Origin of the sequence: Bifidobacterium aemilianum (assembly GCF_003315635.1) — a bacterium.
GTDB classification, from domain to species: domain Bacteria; phylum Actinomycetota; class Actinomycetes; order Actinomycetales; family Bifidobacteriaceae; genus Bifidobacterium; species Bifidobacterium aemilianum.
Map to the genome: position 1 here is coordinate 1 of NZ_PDCG01000013.1, position 20,654 is coordinate 20,654.

At 64.4% G+C, this 20,654-nt stretch carries 11 protein-coding genes and 1 pseudogene; 6 read left to right on the plus strand and 6 right to left on the minus strand.

The genetic code is table 11. The features are described from left to right. Window positions 1–200 precede the first annotated feature (200 nt). The 5 genes and pseudogenes from CRD60_RS07905 to CRD60_RS07925 form a co-directional block, all read left to right on the plus strand. Window positions 201–1,154: pseudogene (locus CRD60_RS07905) on the plus strand (AAA family ATPase); the annotation flags it as partial. A 187-nt stretch (window positions 1,155–1,341) separates the two neighbouring features. Further along, a complete protein-coding gene (locus CRD60_RS07910) occupies window positions 1,342–2,511 on the plus strand; it encodes a DUF58 domain-containing protein (protein ID WP_113860749.1) in 1,170 nt (389 codons plus the stop codon). Then, on the plus strand, window positions 2,508–5,189 hold the full coding sequence (locus CRD60_RS07915) for a DUF3488 and transglutaminase-like domain-containing protein (RefSeq protein WP_113860736.1): 2,682 nt from the start codon (window positions 2,508–2,510) through the stop codon (window positions 5,187–5,189). Before CRD60_RS07910 ends, CRD60_RS07915 begins: the two co-directional genes overlap by 4 nt. Continuing rightward, window positions 5,186–6,340: a PP2C family protein-serine/threonine phosphatase gene (locus CRD60_RS07920; protein ID WP_113860737.1), complete on the plus strand. Its 1,155-nt coding sequence runs from the start codon at window positions 5,186–5,188 to the stop codon at window positions 6,338–6,340. The genes CRD60_RS07915 and CRD60_RS07920 overlap by 4 nt, the downstream gene beginning before the upstream one ends. A gap of 154 nt (window positions 6,341–6,494) precedes the next feature. Further along, the gene (locus CRD60_RS07925) at window positions 6,495–7,190 is read left to right on the plus strand and encodes a variant leucine-rich repeat-containing protein (RefSeq protein WP_113860738.1); all 696 of its coding nucleotides are present in this window, start codon (window positions 6,495–6,497) and stop codon (window positions 7,188–7,190) included. 137 nt (window positions 7,191–7,327) lie between these two features. Here CRD60_RS07925 and CRD60_RS07930 read toward each other — a convergent pair whose 3' ends face one another. The 5 genes from CRD60_RS07930 to CRD60_RS07950 all read right to left on the minus strand — a co-directional run bounded on the left by CRD60_RS07930 (window position 7,328) and on the right by CRD60_RS07950 (window position 18,057). Next, the gene (locus tag CRD60_RS07930) at window positions 7,328–7,927 is read right to left on the minus strand and encodes an FHA domain-containing protein (protein WP_113860739.1); all 600 of its coding nucleotides are present in this window, start codon (window positions 7,925–7,927) and stop codon (window positions 7,328–7,330) included. A gap of 157 nt (window positions 7,928–8,084) precedes the next feature. Next, the gene (locus CRD60_RS07935) at window positions 8,085–12,107 is read right to left on the minus strand and encodes a DNA-directed RNA polymerase subunit beta' (protein WP_113860740.1); all 4,023 of its coding nucleotides are present in this window, start codon (window positions 12,105–12,107) and stop codon (window positions 8,085–8,087) included. A gap of 82 nt (window positions 12,108–12,189) precedes the next feature. Beyond that, window positions 12,190–15,756: a DNA-directed RNA polymerase subunit beta gene (gene rpoB, locus CRD60_RS07940; protein WP_113860741.1), complete on the minus strand. Its 3,567-nt coding sequence runs from the start codon at window positions 15,754–15,756 to the stop codon at window positions 12,190–12,192. Between the two features lie 476 nt (window positions 15,757–16,232). Further along, a complete protein-coding gene (locus CRD60_RS07945) occupies window positions 16,233–16,886 on the minus strand; it encodes a hypothetical protein (RefSeq protein ID WP_113860742.1) in 654 nt (217 codons plus the stop codon). Window positions 16,887–17,103: 217 nt separating this feature from the next. Then, window positions 17,104–18,057 (minus strand): HhH-GPD family protein, encoded by a 954-nt coding sequence (locus tag CRD60_RS07950; protein WP_113860743.1) that lies wholly within the window; start codon window positions 18,055–18,057, stop codon window positions 17,104–17,106. A gap of 436 nt (window positions 18,058–18,493) precedes the next feature. Between CRD60_RS07950 and CRD60_RS07955 the strand changes: the two genes are divergently transcribed. Beyond that, window positions 18,494–19,144 (plus strand): tRNA (cytidine(34)-2'-O)-methyltransferase, encoded by a 651-nt coding sequence (locus CRD60_RS07955; RefSeq protein ID WP_113860750.1) that lies wholly within the window; start codon window positions 18,494–18,496, stop codon window positions 19,142–19,144. Between the two features lie 55 nt (window positions 19,145–19,199). Here the strand turns inward: CRD60_RS07955 and CRD60_RS07960 are convergent, their stop codons facing one another. Continuing rightward, window positions 19,200–20,564, minus strand: coding sequence for a PFL family protein (locus tag CRD60_RS07960; RefSeq protein WP_113860744.1), 1,365 nt, complete (start codon window positions 20,562–20,564; stop codon window positions 19,200–19,202). Window positions 20,565–20,654 lie beyond the last annotated feature (90 nt).

Sequence of the window (20,654 nt, forward strand, 5' to 3'; positions counted from 1 at the left end):
CATAACGCTCAGTAAGCGAAGCAGATCTTACACGAGACGCAGCTACACCAGAGAGCGAACCCTGCGGTATAGTCGACAGCGGCAGAGGTGTATACGAGACAGCCCTTCCCCAGCCGCCGATGCAGACCCCGGCAGCTAGACCAGGCAGCTCAGGCACTCTGGCCTACGCCGCTTTCATTCCCGAGGAAGCTCCGGAAATCCGCCACTTCCAAGAGTCCTTCTCCAAGCTGCTCACCAACATCTCCCTGGCCGTGGTCGGCAAGACCCGGGCCATCAAGCTCTGCCTCACGGCTCTGATGGTGGGCGGGCATGTGCTCCTGGAGGACAACCCCGGCACCGGCAAGACCCAGCTGGCCCGAGCCCTGGCCAACTCCATCTCCACCCCCTTCAGTCGTATCCAGTTCACCCCGGACCTCCTGCCCTCGGACGTGGTGGGTGTGACCTTCTACGACCAGAAGACCAGTGAGTTCAGCTTCCGCCAGGGACCCATCTTCGCCTCCATCGTGCTGGCCGATGAGATCAACCGGGCCTCACCCAAGACACAATCCGCCCTGCTGGAGGTCATGGAGGAGCAACGGGTCACCGTGGACGGTGAGACCCGGTCCGTGCCCCAGCCCTTCATCGTGCTGGCCACGCAGAACCCCATCGAGCAGCTGGGCACCTACAAGCTGCCCGAGGCCCAGATGGACCGCTTCCTCATCAAGACCTCCATCGGCTACCCGACCCATGAGCTTTCGGTAGGCATCCTCAAGCAGCTGGATGTGGCGGACAGGGCGCGGACGATCACGCCGGTCATGGATGGGGCAGAGGTCACAAGCCTGCGCAGGACCGCCGAACTTGTCCATGTTGACGACAGCATCCTCGAGTACATCACCCGCCTGGTCGAGGCCACCCGCATCAGCGAGCAGCTGGAGGTCGGCTCCTCCATGCGCGGGGCCCTGGCCCTGACCCGTTGCGCCCGGATTTGGGCGGCGGCAGATGGCCGCGGCTATGTGTTGCCCGACGATGTCAAGGACCTGGCCACGCCCGTGCTGGCGCATCGTCTCACCCTGACTCCCGAAGCCAGCTTCACGGGGCGAACCGCCGAGCAGATCGTCGCCGACCTCTTGGACCAGGTGCCCGCACCCAGCATGGGCGCTGGCCAGAGCGCCTGAGGGGAAGATGGTCATGCCCAAGAACCAGCCCGCCACAGCAGCCTCGCAGTCCCATGGCCCTGCGGATGGCGCAGCCATATCCAGCAGGGGCAGCGACCGGTCAGGAAACCGGTTCGGCGGCTTGTTCCACGAGGGCCGGGGGCGCTCGCGCACCTACACCGGGGCCACTGCAAAAGGCCGTTCTTGGATGAAGACCCCCAGAAGCCTTGGTGGCCTGATGACCGCCTATGTCTCCCCCCTGGGCTGGCTGACCGCCGGCCTGGCGGTGGTGTGCCTGGTCGTTTATGCCTGGGGCGGCTGGCATGAACTCCTGGCCTTGTCGGTGGTCTGCGCGGTCATGCTGCTGTCTTCGCTGGCCATGTCCCTGGGCAACACCAGCTTTTCCGCGGACCTGGAACTCTCCCAGGGGCGGGTGTCCGTAGGTGACGAGGTCAAGGTCCGTCTGGCCGTCAGCAACCCTGGCAACACCCCTACCGTTCGAGCCCAGGGCGACTTGCCCCTAGGCCAAGCCCATGAGCGGTTCACCATCCCCATGTTGGGACCGAGCCAGTCCAAGCATGTCGACATCGGAGTCACGGCCATGAACCGTGCCGTGCTCAGCGTCGGCCCCCTGAAGGTCCGCAAGGGTGATCCCTTCGGCCTCATCCGCCACGAACGCTCCCTGGGCCAGGCACAGACCCTCTACATCCACCCCCGAACCGTCCGCTTGCAGACCCTGAACGCCGGTCTACTGCGGGACTTGGAGGGACAGCCCAGCGGCCAGATCGTGGATGATGACCTGGACTTCTACGGCCTGCGCGAATACGAGTCCGGCGATGACATGCGCAACGTCCACTGGCTCAGCAGCGCCAAGACCGGCTCGCTGATGATCCGCCAGTACGAGGCCACCCGCCGCACCGACAGCAGCCTGACCCTGGATCTGAACCCCGAACACTACCGGGACCGGGCCGAGTTTGAACTCGCCGTCTCTGCCCACGCCTCCCTGGGTCTGCAATGCCTCCAGCAGGACCGACCCCTGGCCTGCCACACCGGCAGCACCCACACCAGCCCCAAGGAGGCCATGGGCTTTCTGGACCTGTGCTCGGCCATAGCACCGGACCCCCATGACAACCCCAACCTGGCCGAGGCGACCCTGACCTACAGCCCCGCCGCCTCCTTCTACTTCATTACCGTCGGCTCCCTACAGAGCGTCGACCGGCTCAAGCGCATGGCCGCCAGCCTGCCCCCTTCCGCCGCTTGCCTGCTGGTGCAGACCAGGGCCGGCAGTCCCAAGACCATCAGAGAATACGACGACTTCACTCTGATCACCATCGGCCACCTGGACGACCTGGCCATGACCATGGGAGTGCTGGCATGAGCAGGCTGGGGCAGACATCAAGACTGGCAGACAGAGGGAACCTGGGCGACTCCCTGACCTTCGGCGGCCCAAAAACGGGGGCCGGACCAGGCAACCGCACCCCTGGGGCCTGGGCCGGCTCCAGAAGCTCGGCCATTTACCTGATCGACCAAGGCAAGACCAGCAACTCGCCAGCCTCCGGCATTGACCTGTGGAGGTCGGACCTGGCCAGCCTGTGCGTCGTGGCCCTGCTGACCCTCCTGGCCTCCTCCAATCTCATTGACGTCTACGGGTCCTTCGCCATCTGGGCCCTGGCGGCCCTGCCGGCAACGCTCATCGCCTGCCTGATCGCCCTGGCCGGCACCCAACCCGCCCTGCGCCTGTGGTGGCAACTGGTCTTCCTCGCCCTGGCCCAGTGGGTCATCGGCCCCCTCATCTGCCTCAACGGGAGCGCCATCGGTCACGTCATTCCCAGTCTGGAGACCCTCAGCCAGGGTGCCTCCAGCAGCTTGGGCGCCTTCAAGTACCTGATCTCCATCCAACCGCCACTGGGCTATGAGGGCGGCGGCCTGATGGCCCTGTGGACCATGGACCTCTGGTTCGGCTTCCTGGCCGGCCTCCTCGCCATCAGCGCCAGGCTGGCCCAGGAGGCCCTGGTCCTCCTGCCCCTGGCCGCCAACCTGGTCTCCTCCGCGCTGCTGGGCACACAGACCGGCACCCTGCCCATGACCCGGGGCGTGCTCCTGGGCCTGCTTACCGTCATCTGGTTCTCCTGGCGCTGGCGGCTTCTGGAGGCCCAACGTTGGCTCTCCAGCCTGGTCATCATCGTGCTGGCGGCCACCCTGGCCCTGGGCAGCTGCCTGCTCCTGCCGCAGAGCCGGCAGACCCTACGCGAGCGCTACCAGCCACCCATCAGCCCCTACGACTACGCCAGCCCACTGAGTTCCATGCGGTCCTATCTCACGAAGCACCGGAAGGACAAACTGCTGACCGTGGAGAACCTGCCGTCCGGCACGCCCGTAAGGCTGGCGGCCATGGACAGCTTCGACGGCAACGTCTGGAACCTCTCGGATTCCAGACAGGCCTCGGATTCCTCCGACTACCGCCAGGTGGGTGGTTCCATAGCCAACACGGCCCATGGCAGGAGCTTCAAGGCCAGCTTCACCGTCGGTCCAGGCCTGCAGGATTATTGGCTACCCCTGGCCGGAGCCGCCAGCAGCATCGACTTCGCTGGCAGGGGGCAGGGCAGGGACTTCTATTACAATGTGGGCACCAGTTCGGCCATCATCCCCTCCCAGACCCAGCCCAGGATGACCTACCAGGAAACTGGCATCATCCCCGTCATACCCTCGGCCGAGCAAATCGCCAGGGCCCAGGCCGACCACATCGACCAGCCCAGAAGCAAGGATGTGCCCGACGCAGTCCACAGCCTGGCCACCGCCATGGCCGGCGGCTCCGGCACGGGCGGGGCCAGCGCCCAGGCCCTGGCCGACCAACTCAAGGACTCCGGCTGGTTCTCCCATGGCCTGGCCGGCGACTACCCCTCGCAGCCTGGTCACGGCAACTACCGGATCAACTCGCTGCTGGCGGGTGGCGCCATGGTCGGCGATAGTGAGCAGTACGCCTCTGCCATGGCCCTCATGGCCCGGGATCTGGGTCTACCCGCCAGGGTGGTCTTCGGCTTCGTACCCAAAGACAAGGACGGTGCCATCAGTGGGTCCAGGACCAAGAAGCAGGACGACGGGTCAACCAAGGTCGAATTCACCGGCAACGACATCCAGGCCTGGGTGGAGGTCAGGCTCAAGGGGTACGGCTGGGTCCCCTTCTACCCGACTCCCAAGGAGACCAAGGTCCCCGACCAGAACCAGAATCTAACCCCTCCCAACCCCCAGACCCTGGTCCGCCAGCCGCCGGTCCCCCTGACCGATCCCCTCCGGGACGAGAACCAGGCCCGCAGCCAGTCGGCCCTGGCCGGCCAGAATGCCGACGAGCAAAAGCAGAACCAGTGGTCCCAGGTCTGGCATATAGCCGGCATGGTGGCCCTCTACGGCAGTCCCCTCTGGGCCCTGCTCACCGTCTGCGCCTTGATCCTGGCCCTGAAGGCCGCCCAGCTGGCATACTGGCGGCGCCACGGCTCCCCCGGCCGCCGTGTGGGCGCCGGCTGGGACTCGGTCTGTGCCTTGGCCAGGCAAAGCGGTCTGACCCTGCCAGCTAGAGGGACCCGCAGGGAACAGGCCCTGGCCATGGCCCGCAAGCTTGACCTGGACCCCTCCGATCTACTGGCCCTCAGCCGCCAGGCCGACTACTCCGCCTTCGCCGGCAAGAAGACCCACGAGCAGATGGCCGGCAGCTATTGGAAGGCCGTGGACCAGGTCCGGCGATCGCTGCTGGCCTCCCAACCCTTCCTGCGCAGACTGCGTACCCGACTCTCCCTCAGGGGTCTCTTCCCGGGCAGGCCCCGAACAGAGAGCTCCGCCAGGGCAACGGCTGGCAGCCATGACCGACCCCAGGGGCGCAATGGTTCCGGCTCCGGGATTCGGTGGCCTATACTGGCAAAGGTCAGGGCCTCCCTCACCCACTACGGGCGTATGGAGCCAAAGCCCACGACAGCAAGCGACCCTTCCGGGAATACCCACCTGGGCAGGAGTGGACACCGAGGCAGGCAGGGCAGGGTATGCAAAGAGAGGCTGGACTCATGACGTCACAGTTGACCGTGCGTGCGGCTGTGGGTAGCAACCTTGGCCTGCGACGTAGCAACAACCAGGATACCGGCATGGCCGAGCGGGGCATCTATGCCGTCTGCGATGGCATGGGAGGTGGTGTCGGAGGGCAGGCCGCCTCCCAGGCATCCATCAACCGGTTGCGGCAGCTGGCAGACCAGCCTGTACGCTCCCGGGCCCTGATCTGCCAGGCCTTGGAGGCCTCCCATAAGGACGTCACCGCCATCGGCCGTGACCGGGGCGGGCTTTCAGGCACCACCCTGACCGGTCTGATCGCACCCCTGCTCCTAGCGGATTGCCAGGAGCAAGGGCCCCAGGGTGCCGAAGACACAGCCGGTCAGGCCCAGGACGCCGACGCCTTCGACCACATATCCGAGGCTGTGGCCGGTCTGGATGTCGGCACCGGTGGTCAGGAACTCATCGGGCTCTCCTCCGTGCCAGCCCCACCCGCCGCCCAGCGTTTCCCTGATTTCCCCGAATTCCTGGCAGGCTTGGGCAGCCAGGACCAACCTCCATTGACCCCTGATGGTGCAGACATCGACCCCCTCAGCGCTTGGTACGTGGTCAACATCGGCGATTCCCGGACCTACCATATGAACTTAGATGCCGAGGGCCGGCCCATTGCCGGTTCCCTCCTGCGCATCACCCACGACCACTCCCGCCGCCAGGAGGCCATCGACATGGGCGTGGTGCTGCCCGACGTGGCCGAGGCGACCATTCCCCGGAACATCATCACCCAATGCATCGGCTCCCCCGAAGGAATCGACCCCGACTTCTATGCGGTGGTCCCCAGCGGCCGTTTCATCATCTGCTCGGATGGCCTCCACGGGGAAATAGACGACAGCGTCATCGCCCAGGTGTCGGCGGCAAACCCTGCCCCACAGGCGGCTGTTGACCAGCTCATCCAGGCTGCCTTGGACGCCGGTGGCCACGACAATGTCACCGTCGTCGTGGTCGACCTGAAAGCCTCCCCGGAGCCCGCAAGCGGCGGCAAGGATGCCAGCGCGCACACCCAGCCGGCCCCAGGGCCCTGGCAGGCCAGCAAACTGGCCGACCATGAGGTCATCGGGCAGATGGACGACCAGACCCTGGACGCCATCAGACCCCATGCGGCCGAGCAGAACCTATAATGCCGGGACCAGGAATTACCATGTACACCAAGGCATGCCATAGCAGAACCGGCCATGCATACGGCAGTTGGACTGGCCGGCGGACCATACCGGTGGCAGGCAGTAGCGACCAGGCAGACGCAAGCAGCAGTAGCCAAAGAGAAACGAGACAGTGATGGTTGATTACGATACCGCGGCAGCGGTGGTTCAAGACCCTCAAGCCGACCCGATCATGCTGGCCAAGATCGCCTATGAGAACCCTGAATTTGGTGCCAATGTGGCGGTCAATCCCCGCGCCTACCCCGGCCTCAAGCGCTGGTTGGCCCAGTTCGGCGACGACCGCTGCCGCCAGACCCTGGCCCAGATGGGCATAGTGGACCAGGCGGGCCCCGTGGTCGACCAGCCCGGGCCGGCCCGGCAAGGCCAACAGGCCGAGCAGGTTCAGCAGACTCCGGCGGCGCAAACCGCACAGACTGCCGCCGCCTATCCACAGGCAGCAAGTCCCAGCCTCCAGGCACAGTCCCCTCAGGCAACACCCATCCAGGCCACTGCGTTCCAGGCCGCACCGGGACAGGCCGCCACTCAGTCCGCTCAGCCTGACCAGGTTCAGGCCGCACAGCCGGTCCATGGCCACTCAGCCCAACCACAGCCCGCCGGCCAGGTCGAGGCCAGCAACGCCTACCACTTCACCGCCGAGCAGGCCCTGGACCCCAAGACCGACCAGATGATCCTTGCCCAGATCGCCCAGTACGCCCCCGAGCTGCGCCCCTGCCTGGCCCGCAACCCCAACACCTACCCGTCCCTCCTCAACTGGCTGGCCCAACAGCACGACCCCGCCATTGACGCCGCCCTAGCCACCAGGCCCCAGTAAGCGGCACAAACAACCTACCAGTCACGGTCTGCCCCCTGCCACACGTCAACAATGTTCCAGGGGCAGATGTGCGGAAGCACGACGAAGGTTCAAGAGCTGTTAGTCCAGCTAGGGCACCAGGTACAAGCAGGTATGTTTCAGTCCTGGGTGAAGTCGAAGAATTGGTCGCCTAGACGGACTATGGCTGGGGCCTCCAGGGCGACGGGCTTGCCTTGGGTGACGGTGGTCTCCTCGTCGCCACGTATGATGTAGCTGCCGTTCAGGGAGCCATAGTCCTCAATCCAGAGCTGGCCATCCTGGGCGAAGCTGATGGACGCATGGTTGCGTGAGACGGTCCGGGTCGGATCCTCCACGCGCTCGGACTTGGCCCCGGCGGGAACGATGGCCGAAGGCTTGCGCCCCAGGAGGACGCTCTTGTCAATCACGATATCCTGGCCGGTGGCTTCGTTGTGGAGCCTATAGACCAGTGTCGGGCTCTTCAAGGTGAAGGAGTCCGACAGCAGGGTCCCATCCCAATCCTCCACATCATCCTTCATATCCGCGATACCGACCCTGATGGCGGGCTGAACCGACTGAGCCGATTGGACCATGCCTTTCTTGGCCAGCCCTGCGTCAAGGCTCTGGCCTGACAGCCCGTGAGTCACAGGCACCTCCGCAGGCTCCACAGTGGGGTTGAGACCGGGGTCATCATCGTACCAGCCGGGCTCCGGAGCAGGTGGATAGGGTAAATGTGCCATAGGCCAGTTCTATCACATTGATAAGAGATGCGGCTGGACATACGAAAACCCGACCTGGCGGGAAGGAAATTCTTCACTGCCGGGTCGGGTTTCACTTAACGGTCGAGGACTGAAGGCTCAGGCCTGGAGCCTGGTCCCTAGGCCTGAGCCAGTCCTATCAGAGGTCGCTGCCGCTGCTGTCCACATCCGCGTTGCCTCCCTGGTCGTCCAGGAAGTCATCGGGGTTGAAGTCATCGCCCAGCTTCAGGTCGCCGAAGTCGATGGATGAGAAGTCCACATCGGACAGGTCGGCGTCGGACAGGTCGCCACCGGTCTCATCCCCACCCAGACCGAAGTTGGGGTAGATGGTGTCGCGGATGGCCTTGTCCGGCTCGACGGTGGCGTTCCGGTAGCGGGCCAGACCGGTACCGGCCGGGATCAGCTTTCCGATGATCACGTTCTCCTTGAGGCCCTTGAGCTCGTCCTCCTTCTGGCTCAGGGCGGCCTCCGTGAGCACACGGGTGGTCTCCTGGAAGGAGGCGGCGGACAGCCAGGAGTCGGTGGCCAGGGACGCCTTGGTGATGCCCATGAGCTCTGGGCGGCCCGAGGCGGGCCTGCCACCGGCCTTGACGGCCTCCATGTTGGCTTCCTTGAACTTGGCCTGGTCGACCAGCTCACCCGGGAGCAGCTTGGTGTCACCCGAGTCGATGGTGGTCACACGGCGCAGCATCTGGTGAACGATGACCTCGATGTGCTTGTCGTGGATGTCCACGCCCTGGGAGCGGTAGACGTCGTGCACACCGTTGACGATGTTCACCTGAGCGGCGCGGGGGCCGAGGATCCTCAGGATCTTCTTGGGATCGACGGAGCCCTCGATCAGCTGGGTTCCGGCCTCGACGTGCTGCCCATCCTTGACCAGCATGGGAGCGCGACGGGTCACCGGGTAGGAGATCGGCTCCACGGCGGAATCGTCGGGGGTCAGGATCACCTGGCGACCACGGTCGGAATCCTCGACCTTGATGGTGCCGGGGAACTCGACGATGGGGGCCTCACCCTTGGGGGTACGGGCCTCGAAAAGCTCCGTGACACGGGGCAGACCCTGGGTGATATCAGAGGCCGATGCCACACCACCGGAGTGGAAGGAACGCAGGGTCAGCTGGGTGCCGGGCTCACCGATGGACTGGGCCGCCACGATGCCGACGGCCTCGCCGACTTCCACCAGCTTGGAGGTGGCCAGCGACCAGCCGTAGCACTTGGCGCACACGCCACGCTTGGCCTCGCAGGTCAGCACGGAACGGGCCTTGACCTCCTCGACGCCGTGGGCGACCAGGTCGCGCAGGGCATCCATGGAGAGGGCATCGCCGCGCTTGTAGAGCACGGTCTTGCCGTCCTTGGGGTCCAGCACATCCTCGGAGAGCAGACGGGAGTAAGGACCACCGTCAGCCGCCTTGACCAGGACCAGCTTGCCGGTCTCGTCACGCTCGGCAACCTGCATGGGCAAGCCGCGCTTGGTGCCGCAGTCGTCCTCACGCACGATGACCTCCTGGGAGACATCGACCAGACGACGGGTCAGGTAGCCGGACTCCGCCGTACGCAGTGCCGTATCGGCCAGACCCTTTCGGGCACCGTGCTGGGAGATGAAGTACTCCAGAACGGACAGGCCCTCGCGGTAGTTGGACTTGACCGGGCGGGGGATGATCTCACCCTTGGGGTTGGCCACCAGACCTCGCATACCAGCGATCTGACGGATCTGCATCCAGTTTCCACGGGCGCCGGACTGCACCATGATGTTGACGTTGTTATCGTCATGGAAGTTGTCGCGCATGGCGTCGGCAACCTTATCGGTGCATTCTGTCCAGAGGTTGATGAGCTCCTGACGACGCTCGTCGGCGGTCAGCAGACCCATGTCGTACTGGCTGTTGACCTTGTCGGCCTGGCCCTCGTACTCCTTGACGATGGCATCGCCATCCTGAGGGGACACGATGTCGGAGAAGGCCATGGTCACGCCGGACCAGGGGGCCCGGGTGAAACCCAGGTCCTTGAGGGCATCCAGGCTGGCGGCCACCTGTGCGGTGGAGTAGCGGGTGGCGATGTCATCGACGATCTTCGAGAGCTTGCCCTTGGGGACCTGCTCGTTGACGAAGGGATAGTCCGTGGGCAGGGTCTCGTTGAAGAGCATCCGGCCCAGGGAGGTGGCGAAGAGGACGGATCCGTCCTGGAAACGCTCCTCCTTGACGTCCTCGGGGCTGCCGGGCTCCGGGTCCACGGCCTTGAACTCGCTAGGCTCCCAGCCGGTGGGCAGCACGAATTCCTTGGGCAGGCGGATGAGCACCTTGGCCTGGGGGTCGATATCGCCCTTGTCCAGAGCCATACGGGCCTCCTCCAGGGAGCTGAAGATACGCCCTTGGCCCTTGGCGCCCTCGATCACGGTCGACAGGTAGTACAGACCCAGGATCATATCCTGGGAGGGCATGGTCACCGTGTGGCCGTCTGCGGGCTTGAGGATGTTGTCGGAAGCCATCATCAGGGAGCGGGCCTCGGCCTGGGCCTCGACGGACAGGGGCAGGTGGACTGCCATCTGGTCACCATCGAAGTCGGCGTTGAAGGCCGCGCAGGCCAGGGGCGGCAGGTGGATGGCCTTGCCCTCGACCAGGATGGGCTCGAAGGCCTGGATGCCCAGACGGTGCAGGGTGGGTGCACGGTTGAGCAGCACGGGGTGCTCGGAGATGACCTCCTCCAGCACGCCCCAGACCTCGGCGTCGCCCCGGTCGACCAGTCGCTTGGCCGACTTCATGTTCTGGGCGTAGTTGAGGTCCACCAGGCGCTTGATGACGAAGGGCTTGAAGAGCTCCAGGGCCATGGGCTTGGGCAGACCGCACTGGTGCATGCGCAGGGAGGGACCGACCACGATCACGGAACGGCCCGAGTAGTCCACACGCTTACCCAGCAGGTTCTGGCGGAAACGGCCCTGCTTGCCCTTGAGCATGTCAGCCAGGGACTTCAGCGGGCGGTTGGAGGCGCCGGTGACCGGGCGGCCACGGCGGCCGTTGTCGAAGAGGGAATCGACGGACTCCTGGAGCATGCGCTTCTCATTGTTGAGCATGATCTCGGGGGCGCCGAGCTCGATCAGCCTCTTGAGGCGGTTGTTGCGGTTGATGACGCGACGGTAGAGGTCGTTCAGGTCGGAGGTGGCGAAGCGGCCACCGTCGAGCTGGACCATGGGGCGCAGGTCGGGGGGAATGACCGGAACGGCATCCAGGACCATGGCCTCGGGCTTGTTGCCGGTGTTGATGAAGGCGGAGACCACCTTCAGGCGCTTGAGGGCGCGGGCCTTGCGCTGGCCGGTCCCCTTGTCGATCTCCTCGCGCAGCTGCTTGGCGGCGGCCTCCAGGTCGAAGTCCTGCAGGCGCTTCTTGATGGCCTCAGCACCCATGCAACCCTCGAAGTAGTCGCCATAGCGGTCGACCATCTCGATCCACAGGTCCACGTCGCCTTCCATGTCGCCGGGCTTGAGGCTCTTGAAGCGGTCGAAGACGGCGGACAGACGCTGGGCCTGGTCGTCATAGCGCTGGCGGATGGCGTTCATCTCACGCTCGGCGGAGTTGCGCAGCTTGGACTTGGCGGCGGACTTGACATCCTCCTCCTGCTCCAGATCGGCCAGGTCGGACTCCAGCTTCTTTGCCCGCTCCTCAATGTCGTTGTCGCGGCGCTTGTAGAGGTTGGCGAGCTCGTTGTCGAACTCGTCCTGCAGGTCAGGCATGTCCTGGTGACGCTGCTCCTCGTCCACCTTGGTGACCATGTAGGCGGCGAAGTAGATGACCTTCTCCAGGTCCTTGGGAGCGATGTCCAGGAGGTAGCCCAAGCGGGAGGGCACACCCTTGAAGAACCAGATGTGGGTGACCGGGGCGGCCAGTTCAATGTGGCCCATGCGCTCACGGCGGACGCGGGAGCGGGTGACCTCAACGCCGCAGCGTTCGCAGACGATGCCCTTGAAGCGCACGCGCTTGTACTTGCCGCAGGCGCACTCCCAGTCGCGGGTGGGTCCGAAGATCTGCTCGCCGAAGAGACCGTCCTTCTCGGGCTTCAAGGTACGGTAGTTGATGGTTTCTGGCTTCTTGACCTCGCCGTGACTCCAGTTATGAATGTCCTCAGTGGTGGCCAGGCCGATTCTCAGTTTGTCAAATGCGTTGACGTCCAGCACTCTAATGTCCTGTCTGTTGAAATGTATTCAATCACGTTCTAGGAGCGGGCCCTGCCCCTGCTCGAGGCAGGGCCCGCATGGATCAGCGGAACTCGGGCTCCTTGACGGCCTGGTCTTCCTTGGCGGCCGCGTCGGGGCGGGCGCCGATGTTGAAGCCCAGATCCTGGGAGGAGGAGATGGGATCGTCGTCCTCATCCTTCATGTCGATGGCCACGCCGTCGGCGTTGAGCACCTCGACATTCAAGGTCAGGGACTGCATTTCCTTGAGAAGCACCTTGAAGGACTCGGGGATGCCTGCCGGCGGCAGGTTATCTCCCTTGACGATGGCACCGTAGGCCCGCACGCGACCATCAACGTCATCGGACTTGGTGGTCATCATCTCGTGCAGGGTGTAGGCGGCACCGTAGGCCTCCAGGGCCCAGACCTCCATCTCGCCGAAGCGCTGGCCACCGAACTGGGCCTTACCACCGAGCGGCTGCTGGGTGATCATGGAGTAGGGGCCGGTGGAGCGGGCGTGGATCTTGTCGTCCACCAGGTGGTGGAGCTTGAGCATGTACATGTAGCCTACGGAGATCGGCTTGGGGAAGGGTTCGCCGGTACGGCCGTCGAAGAGCTGCGCCTTGCCGTTGTCGCCGACCAGACGGTTGCCGTCGCGATCGGGCAGGGTGGTCTTGAGCAGGCCCTTGATGGCGTCGGGGCGCACACCGTCGAAGACGGGGGTGGCCACGGGGGTGCCGGGCTCGCCCTTCTCTGCGCCCTTGGGGATGTACTGCTTCCAAGCCGCCTCGACCTCAGGGTCCAGGGTGATGTCCCAACCGGCGTGGGCGATCCAGCCCAGGTGCAGTTCCAACACCTGGCCCAGGTTCATTCGGCTGGGCACACCCAGGGGGTTGAGCATGATGTCAACCGGGGTGCCGTCCGCCAGGAAGGGCATGTCCTCCTCGGGCAGGATGCGCGAGATGCAGCCCTTGTTGCCGTGGCGGCCGGAGAGCTTGTCGCCCTCGGTGATCTTACGGTGCTGGGCGATGTAGATGCGGATCATCTGGTTGACGCCGTTGGGCAGCTCGTCGCCGTCCTCCTCGGCCTGGTCCCGGGTGATCTCCTTGATGGCGATGACGGTACCGGTCTCGCCGTGGGGAACGCGCAGGGAGGTGTCGCGCACCTCGCGGCTCTTCTCGCCGAAGATGGCGCGCAGGAGCCGCTCCTCAGGAGTCAGCTCGGTCTCGCCCTTGGGAGTGACCTTGCCGACCAGGATGTCGCCGGACTCAACCTCGGCACCGATGCGGATGATGCCGCGCTCGTCCAGGTTGGCCAGGGTGTCCTCGCCGACGTTGGGCAGGTCGCGGGTGATCTCCTCAGGTCCCAGCTTGGTGTCGCGGGCGTCGATCTCGAACTCCTCGATGTGGATGGAGGACAGGGTGTCGTCCTGGACCAACCGCTGGGAGATGATGATGGCGTCCTCGTAGTTGTAGCCGTTCCAAGGCATGAAGGCCACCAGGGCGTTCTTGCCCAGGGCCATCTCGCCCTTCTGGGTGGCGGGGCCATCTGCCAGGACGGTGCCCTGGTCGACCCGGTCGCCATCGTTGACCAGGGGGACCTGGTTGTAGCAGGTCATCTGGTTGGACCGCTGGAACTTGGCCAGGCGGTAGGAGGACTGGCTGCCGTCATCGTTCATGACACGGATGATGTCGGCGGAGACGTAGGTGACCACACCGGGCTTCTCGGCCAGGATGACGTCGCCGGAATCGTAGGCGGCCTTCCATTCGGAGCCGGTGCCCACCAGGGGGCGCTCGGAGCGGATCAGCGGCACGGCCTGACGCTGCATATTGGTGCCCATCAGTGCGCGGTGGCCCTCATCATGCTCCAGGAAGGGGATGAGGGAGGCGCCCACGGAGACCATCTGGCGCGGTGAGACATCCATGTAGTCGACCTGGTCGACCGGCACATCCTCCGCCTCGCCGGCTGCGGACCGGACCAGGGCGGACTTGTCAACAAAGTTGCCCTTGTCGTCCAGCTGCTGGTTGGCCTGGGCTATGACGTGCTCGTTCTCCTGGTCGGCGGTCATGTAGACCACGTCGTCGGTCACATGGCCATCCTCGACCTTGCGGTAGGGGGTCTCGATGAAGCCGAAGGGGTTGACCCGGGCGAAGGTCGCCAGGGAGCCGATCAGACCGATATTCGGACCCTCAGGGGACTCGATGGGGCACATACGGCCATAATGCGAGGGGTGAACGTCACGTACCTCCATGGAGGCGCGGTCGCGCGAGAGGCCGCCGGGACCCAGGGCCGAGAGACGACGCTTGTTGGTCACACCCGACAGGGGGTTGTTCTGATCCATGAACTGGCTCAGCTGGGAGGTACCGAAGAACTCCTTGATGGTGGCGTTCACGGGGCGAATGTTGATCAGGGACTGGGGCGTGATGGCCTCGGCGTCCTGGGTGGTCATGCGCTCGCGGACCACGCGCTCCATACGGCTCAGGCCGGTGCGCAGCTGGTTCTGGATCAGCTCGCCCACCTGGCGGATGCGGCGGTTGCCGAAGTGGTCGATGTCGTCCACGTCCACGCGCAGCTCGACCTCCTGGCCGTCACGCTTGCCGGGGAAGGTCTGGGCGCCCTCGTGCAGGGCCACCAGGTACTTGATGGTGGCGACGATGTCGTCCTGTGAGAGGCTGCGGTCGTTGACCCCGGCCTCCAGGCCCAACTTGCGGTTGATCTTGTAACGACCAACGCGGGCCAGGTCGTAGCGCTTGGTGTTGAAGTAGAAGGAGTCCAGCAGGTTGCGGCCGGCGTCGGGGCTGGCGGTGTCCGCGGGGCGGATCTTGCGGTAGAGGTCGGTCAAGGCCTCGTCCTGGGTCTCGATGGTCTCCTTCTCCAGGGCATCCATGACCAGCGGGTAATCCTTGAAGGCCTTGGCGATCTCGGACTTGGTCATGCCGATGGCCATGAGGAAGACGATGGCCGACTGCTTGCGCTTGCGGTCCACGCGCACGCCGAGGACGTCGCGCTTGTCGATCTCGAACTCAAGCCATGCACCACGGGATGGGATGATCTTGGCCCCGAAGATCTCCTTGTCGGAGGTGCGGTCGGGGGTACGGTCGAAGTAGACGCCCGGGGAACGGACCAGCTGGGAGACGATGACGCGCTCGGTGCCGCCGATGATGAAGGTGCCGTGGGGGGTCTGCAGGGGGAAGTCACCCATGAAGACCGTCTGGCTCTTGATCTCGCCGGTGTCGCCGTTCTCGAATTCAGCGTTGACGTAGAGGGGTGCGGAGTAGGTGTAGTCCTTGTCCTTGCACTCCTGAACCGTGTGGCGGGGCTCCTCGAAGTAGGGGTCGGAGAAGGTCAGGCTCATGGTCTGAGCGAAGTTCTCGATGGGCGAGATCTCCTCGAAGACCTCGGCCAGGCCGGAGGTGTGGGCCACGGTGTTGGTACCGGCGGCGATGTCCTCCTCAACGCGCTGCTTCCAACGCTCATTGCCAATCAGCCAGTCGAAGCTGTCGGTCTGCACGCCCAGCAGATAGGGCACCTTGATGGGCTCACGGATGGAGCCAAAATTCACGCGGTCCGACGCCTTGTGCAAGGCAATGTCCTCTTCGTCGGCACGTGCGATGACTTGTGTGGTATTCGTCGTAGCTTTCTTAGCAGCCAATGGACGTTCCTTATCGCTCGCTTGTCGTTCGATACTGATACTTACTGTTCCCCGGAAGCTGCGACGGCCGCCATATGCCGAAACGCGGGCGCTTCCTCACTGCCAGCATGCCCGCAATATGACACACTTCATGCAAAGCATTAACACTACCACAAATTCCCTTATGCCGCAAGCGATACCAGGGCAGCCCCCTTGCCGCCATACCCTTCTCACAGTTTTATATCCTTTTGTATAGTTTTGTATTCTCTGCCGCTCCCGGAAGAGGGCCAGTCCACACAAGCAAACCCTACAAACCGGCAGCGGTCAGGTCAGACGGGTGGAGGCGCGTTCCACCAGGGTGAAGTCGGTGCTGACGGTGCGGACCGGCACCTCATACCCTTCGTCGACGACTACGCCCACAAGGCCATGGACATGCTCATCGAGCGCATCGAAGGGTATGAGGGGGCGATCACGTTGACCAGCTGGGCCGAAACGGGCTATTCGACCAGCAGGGGCAAGGTCTGACTGACGGCCTTCTTCTGACCCTTGAGGCTGAGTTTGGCCGAGTAGCTGCCACTATCCACCTTGGGGGCGGCGAAACCCTCGGTGCAACTGTCGCTGCTGCGCTCGGCGTCCCAAGTGACCGGCTGCTCGAACCTGTCCATGTTGTCGGCCTTGGACATAAGGATCGTATGGGAATCCGCCGGGCAGACATCCGACCGCCAGATATGATCGCTGCCCGATGTGATGGTGAGCACCAGTGAATCGGAGGCAGTATTGATGAGGCAGCTGGAACCGCCCACGTATTTGACGGTCTCCTTGAACTCCACAGAGCCGCCCACCTCAGTGCTGGGACTCTTGGTAGACAGCTCCAATTGCAGGTCGGAGGCCTTGCAATTCCTGACCTTGGAGACTTTGACTGGCGATGAGACCTTGCTGCGGCTCAGGTCCGGCCCCGAGCCGACCCCGGCCACCGAGCCGAGCGCCGCGATACCCCGCCCCAGACTGTAGAGGCAAAAGATCAGCAGCGAGAGCGTCAGGACCAAGGCAATGGCGGCAACGACCCGGCGGCGGCGGTAGATACGCCGCTGCTGTGGACTCACCCTACGCTTCGACTTGACCATGCTATGAGTGTATATCAGGCTCTTCACCTTGCTATCTACCTTTGGGGTGAGTCTGGACGAAAGTCTGGAGCGAATCGGGACAAGCATGGGACAAGAAGTCCATGATGACTCTGAGAGGTTTTGAGGTGAGCCTGAGGTACGAGTCAAGGGTGGGTCCGGGACGAAAGTCTGGGGTGAGTCTGGGGGTATGCCTGCTGAGATCAGGGGTGGCGTTCAGTCAGCCGGAGCGAATCGGCGGCGGCACTCACCTGGGCAAGGAGAGGGAACCGTCGGCAGCCATCTCAATCAGGCCATCCTCGTCCAGGCTGGCGATGCAGAGGTCGAGCTGAATCTGGTCCTCCCACAGGGCCTCGGCCTGGGCACGGGTCAGGCTGCCCTCCTGCCTGCGCAGGGCATCCAGAATCTTGCCGCGAACCTGCCGGTTGGTGCCGGTGAAGCTTTGCCGGGGGCGGGTATGCTTCTCCCCCAAACCAGGTCGGCCAGCGGCCAGGAAGAGGCAGGTTTCAGCCAGGGGGCAGTCCTCGCACAGGGGGTTCTTCGCAGTGCAGACCGTTGCCCCCAGCTCCATGACCGCCTGGTTCCACTTGACCGATGGCGGCTGGGTCTCAAGCTCACTGCCGAAGCCATCGCCCCTATCCTGCGGCAGCAGACTGTTGGCCAGTCGACGGTCGGCCGGGCTGGTGGCTCCCCCAAGGGATTCCACACCCTGGAAGGCACGGGAGAGGACCCTGCGAATATTGGTGTCGATGACGGCGATTCGCCGGTTGTAGGCGAAGCTCATGACCGCCGAGGCCGTGTAGTCACCTATGCCGGGCAGGGCCAGCAGTGACTCGTAGTCGTCGGGCAGATGGTCCTGGTATTGCTCGGTCACAGCGCGAGCGCAGGCTTGCAGGCGCAAGGCTCGGCGGGGGTAGCCCAAGCGCCCCCAGGCCACGATGACCTCGGCGGGTGTCGCACCGGCCAGGGCGGCCGCGTCGGGCCAGACCTCCATCCAGGCCGTCCAGTAGGGCACGACCCGGCTCATCTGGGTCTGCTGGCTCATGACCTCCGAAACCAGCACTCCCCAGGGACTTGTGCGGCCGAAGCGCCAGGGCAGGTCCCGGGCCTCGGTCTGCCACCAGGCAAAGAGTCGCCTGCGGGCCGAACTGACCAGGGGACCCGAGGCCTTGACCAGCGTCACATCACTCTCCCGAGCCATTCCCCACCCTCTCCTGTCGTCGCTTCTGCCGTAAACCTGCCGCTGACTCACCACCGGCAGCCCTTGATGTGGCCGCTGGCAGTTGCTTGCTGGCCTGTATTGATACAGGCCGTCGCGCAGTACCCACCGAGCATAGCAAGGGAGAAAGCTGATTGCTCCCGGCCACGCCCCCAGCTGAGCTGCTGGACTCATGGGCCACCCGACCTCCAATCGTCCAAGCTCTCACAATCTTGCTGACTTGCTGTCTCACCGTCTTGCTGACTCGCTGACCTGCTGACTATCTGGCTGCCTGACTGTCCGACGCCCTCACCGGTCAGCTACCCAACTGCCCAAATACCCGACGGCCTGACCGCCAGACTGTCTGTTGACGGCGCTACCGTAGTGCGTTATGAGCAAGCAGGCAGAGGGTGCACAGACACAGGCAGACCGCAAGGCCATGGGGCAGGCAGATGGGGCCCAGAAGCCTGCAGCCCCAGAGATTGAAGCCATGTACGAGTATGGTTACCGCAAGTCCAACTACGGCCCCGACGAGCTGGTGACCGATGCCCACGGTAACCCCATCAGCGTGATCGACGCCATGATGAGCGCCAGCGAGGCCGGCCAGACCGAGACGGTCACACCCCACCTGTGCTACTACTCCCCGAGGATTCCAGGCAACACCGGTTCGGCCATCCGCCTGTGCGCGGTGACCGGCACCATCCTGCACCTGGTCGAACCCCTGGGCTTCAACCTCAAGGACACCAAGCTGCGCCGGGCCGGCCTGGACTATCACGACATGGCCCACGTGGTCTTGCACCCGGACTTTGATGACCTGGTCAACTCCATGCCGGATTCCCGCATCATCGCCTTCACCGCCCACGCGACCAAGCTCTACACGGAGGTGGAATACAAGCCCACCGACATCCTCCTCTTCGGCCCGGAACCCGGCGACATCCCCGACCCCATGGACATCATGGAAGGCCCGCATGTGGCCGAGCAGGTCCGCCTGCCCATGCGCCCCAGCCTGCGCTCCCTCAACCTCACCAACTGCGCCTCCATAGCCATCTACGAGGCCTGGCGCCAGCTCAACTTCGCCGGCGGCCGCTGACCCTACGTCAGATATTGAGCCGCTCAGATGCTGGTAGTGGCTCAAACCCCTGTGCTTAGTTCTTGAAGGAGTGTATGGGGGCGGGGATGCGGCCGCCACGGTCGATGAAGGCGGAGCAGCCCACCTGGTTGACGGGGATGATGGGGGCGTAGCCCATGAGGCCGCCGAAGTCTGCCTGCTCGCCGACGGTCTTGCCATGGACGGGGATGAGGCGGACGGCGGTGGTCTTCTGGTTGACCATACCGATGGCGGCCTCGTCGGCCATGATGCCGGAAATGGTGGCGGCTGAGGTGTCGCCGGGGATGGCGATCATGTCGAGGCCTACCGAGCAGACGCAGGTCATGGCTTCAAGCTTCTCGATGGTCAGGCAGCCGGAGGCGGCGGCGTCAATCATGTGCTTGTCTTCGGAGACCGGGATGAAGGCGCCGGAGAGTCCACCGACCGAGGAGGAGGCCATGATGCCGCCCTTCTTGACCTGGTCGTTGAGCAGGGCCAGGGCCGCCGTGGTGCCGGGAGCGCCCACCTGGTCCAGGCCGATCTTCTCCAACACCTCGCCCACCGAGTCGCCGGGGGCCGCGGTCGGTGCCAGGGAGAGGTCGATGATGCCGAAGGGCACACCCAAGCGCCGGGAGGCCTCCTGGGCCACCAACTGGCCGACCCGGGTGATCTTGAAGGCCGTGCGCTTGATGATCTCGCACAGGAACTCCATGTCCTTGCCCTTGGCCTCGTCAAGGGCGCGGGAAACCACGCCGGGGCCGGAGACGCCCACATTGACCACGCAGTCGCCCTCGCTGACCCCATGGAAGCCGCCGGCCATGAAGGGGTTGTCATCCGGGGCGTTGCAGAAGGCGACGAACTTGACGCAGCCGAATGAGTCATTGTCGCGGGTCTCAAAGGCAATGTCCTTGACCACATGGCCCAGGAGGGCGATGGCATCCATGTCGATGCCGGTCTTGGTGGAGCCAACGTTGACCGAGGAGCATACGATATCGGTCTGACTCAAGGCTTGCGGCAGGGAGCGAATCAGGAGTTCGTCGGCCGGGGTCATGGACTTGGATACGATGGCGCTGTAGCCGCCAATCAGGTCCACGCCCACCTCCTTGGCCGCCTGGTCCAAGGTCTGGGCGATCTGCACGAAGTCCTCGGAGCTCTTGCAGCAGCTGGCACCCACCAGGGCGATGGGCGTGACCGTCAGCCGCTTGTTGACGATCGGAATCCCGTAGTCGCGCTCGATGGCCTGCCCGGTCGCCACCAGGTAGCGAGCCTTGCCGGTGATCTTCCCGTAGATGCGCCGACAGGTGGTCTCCAGGCTGTCGCTGGCGCAATCCAGCAGGCTGATGCCCATGGTGATGGTGCGGACGTCCAGCTTCTCCTGCTCGATCATCCGGTTGGTCTCGTGGACCTCCATGATATTCAACATGGCTAGTGGCTCCTGACTATATGACTGCTAAGACTGGCTTGCGGCGGCTCTTGGGTGTGTTCAGACCGACTGTTCGCTGCACTGTGTACC

Excerpts from the sequence above, each read along its gene's own strand:
- CRD60_RS07910 (WP_113860749.1), top strand. The coding sequence starts at position 1,342 with ATGAAGACCCCCAGAAGCCTTGGTGGCCTGATGACCGCCTATGTCTCC.
- CRD60_RS07915 (WP_113860736.1), top strand. The coding sequence starts at position 2,508 with ATGAGCAGGCTGGGGCAGACATCAAGACTGGCAGACAGAGGGAACCTG.
- CRD60_RS07920 (WP_113860737.1), top strand. The coding sequence starts at position 5,186 with ATGACGTCACAGTTGACCGTGCGTGCGGCTGTGGGTAGCAACCTTGGC.
- CRD60_RS07925 (WP_113860738.1), top strand. The coding sequence starts at position 6,495 with ATGGTTGATTACGATACCGCGGCAGCGGTGGTTCAAGACCCTCAAGCC.
- CRD60_RS07930 (WP_113860739.1), bottom strand. The coding sequence starts at position 7,927 with ATGGCACATTTACCCTATCCACCTGCTCCGGAGCCCGGCTGGTACGAT.
- CRD60_RS07950 (WP_113860743.1), bottom strand. The coding sequence starts at position 18,057 with ATGGCTCGGGAGAGTGATGTGACGCTGGTCAAGGCCTCGGGTCCCCTG.
- CRD60_RS07955 (WP_113860750.1), top strand. The coding sequence starts at position 18,494 with ATGGGGCAGGCAGATGGGGCCCAGAAGCCTGCAGCCCCAGAGATTGAA.
- CRD60_RS07960 (WP_113860744.1), bottom strand. The coding sequence starts at position 20,564 with ATGTTGAATATCATGGAGGTCCACGAGACCAACCGGATGATCGAGCAG.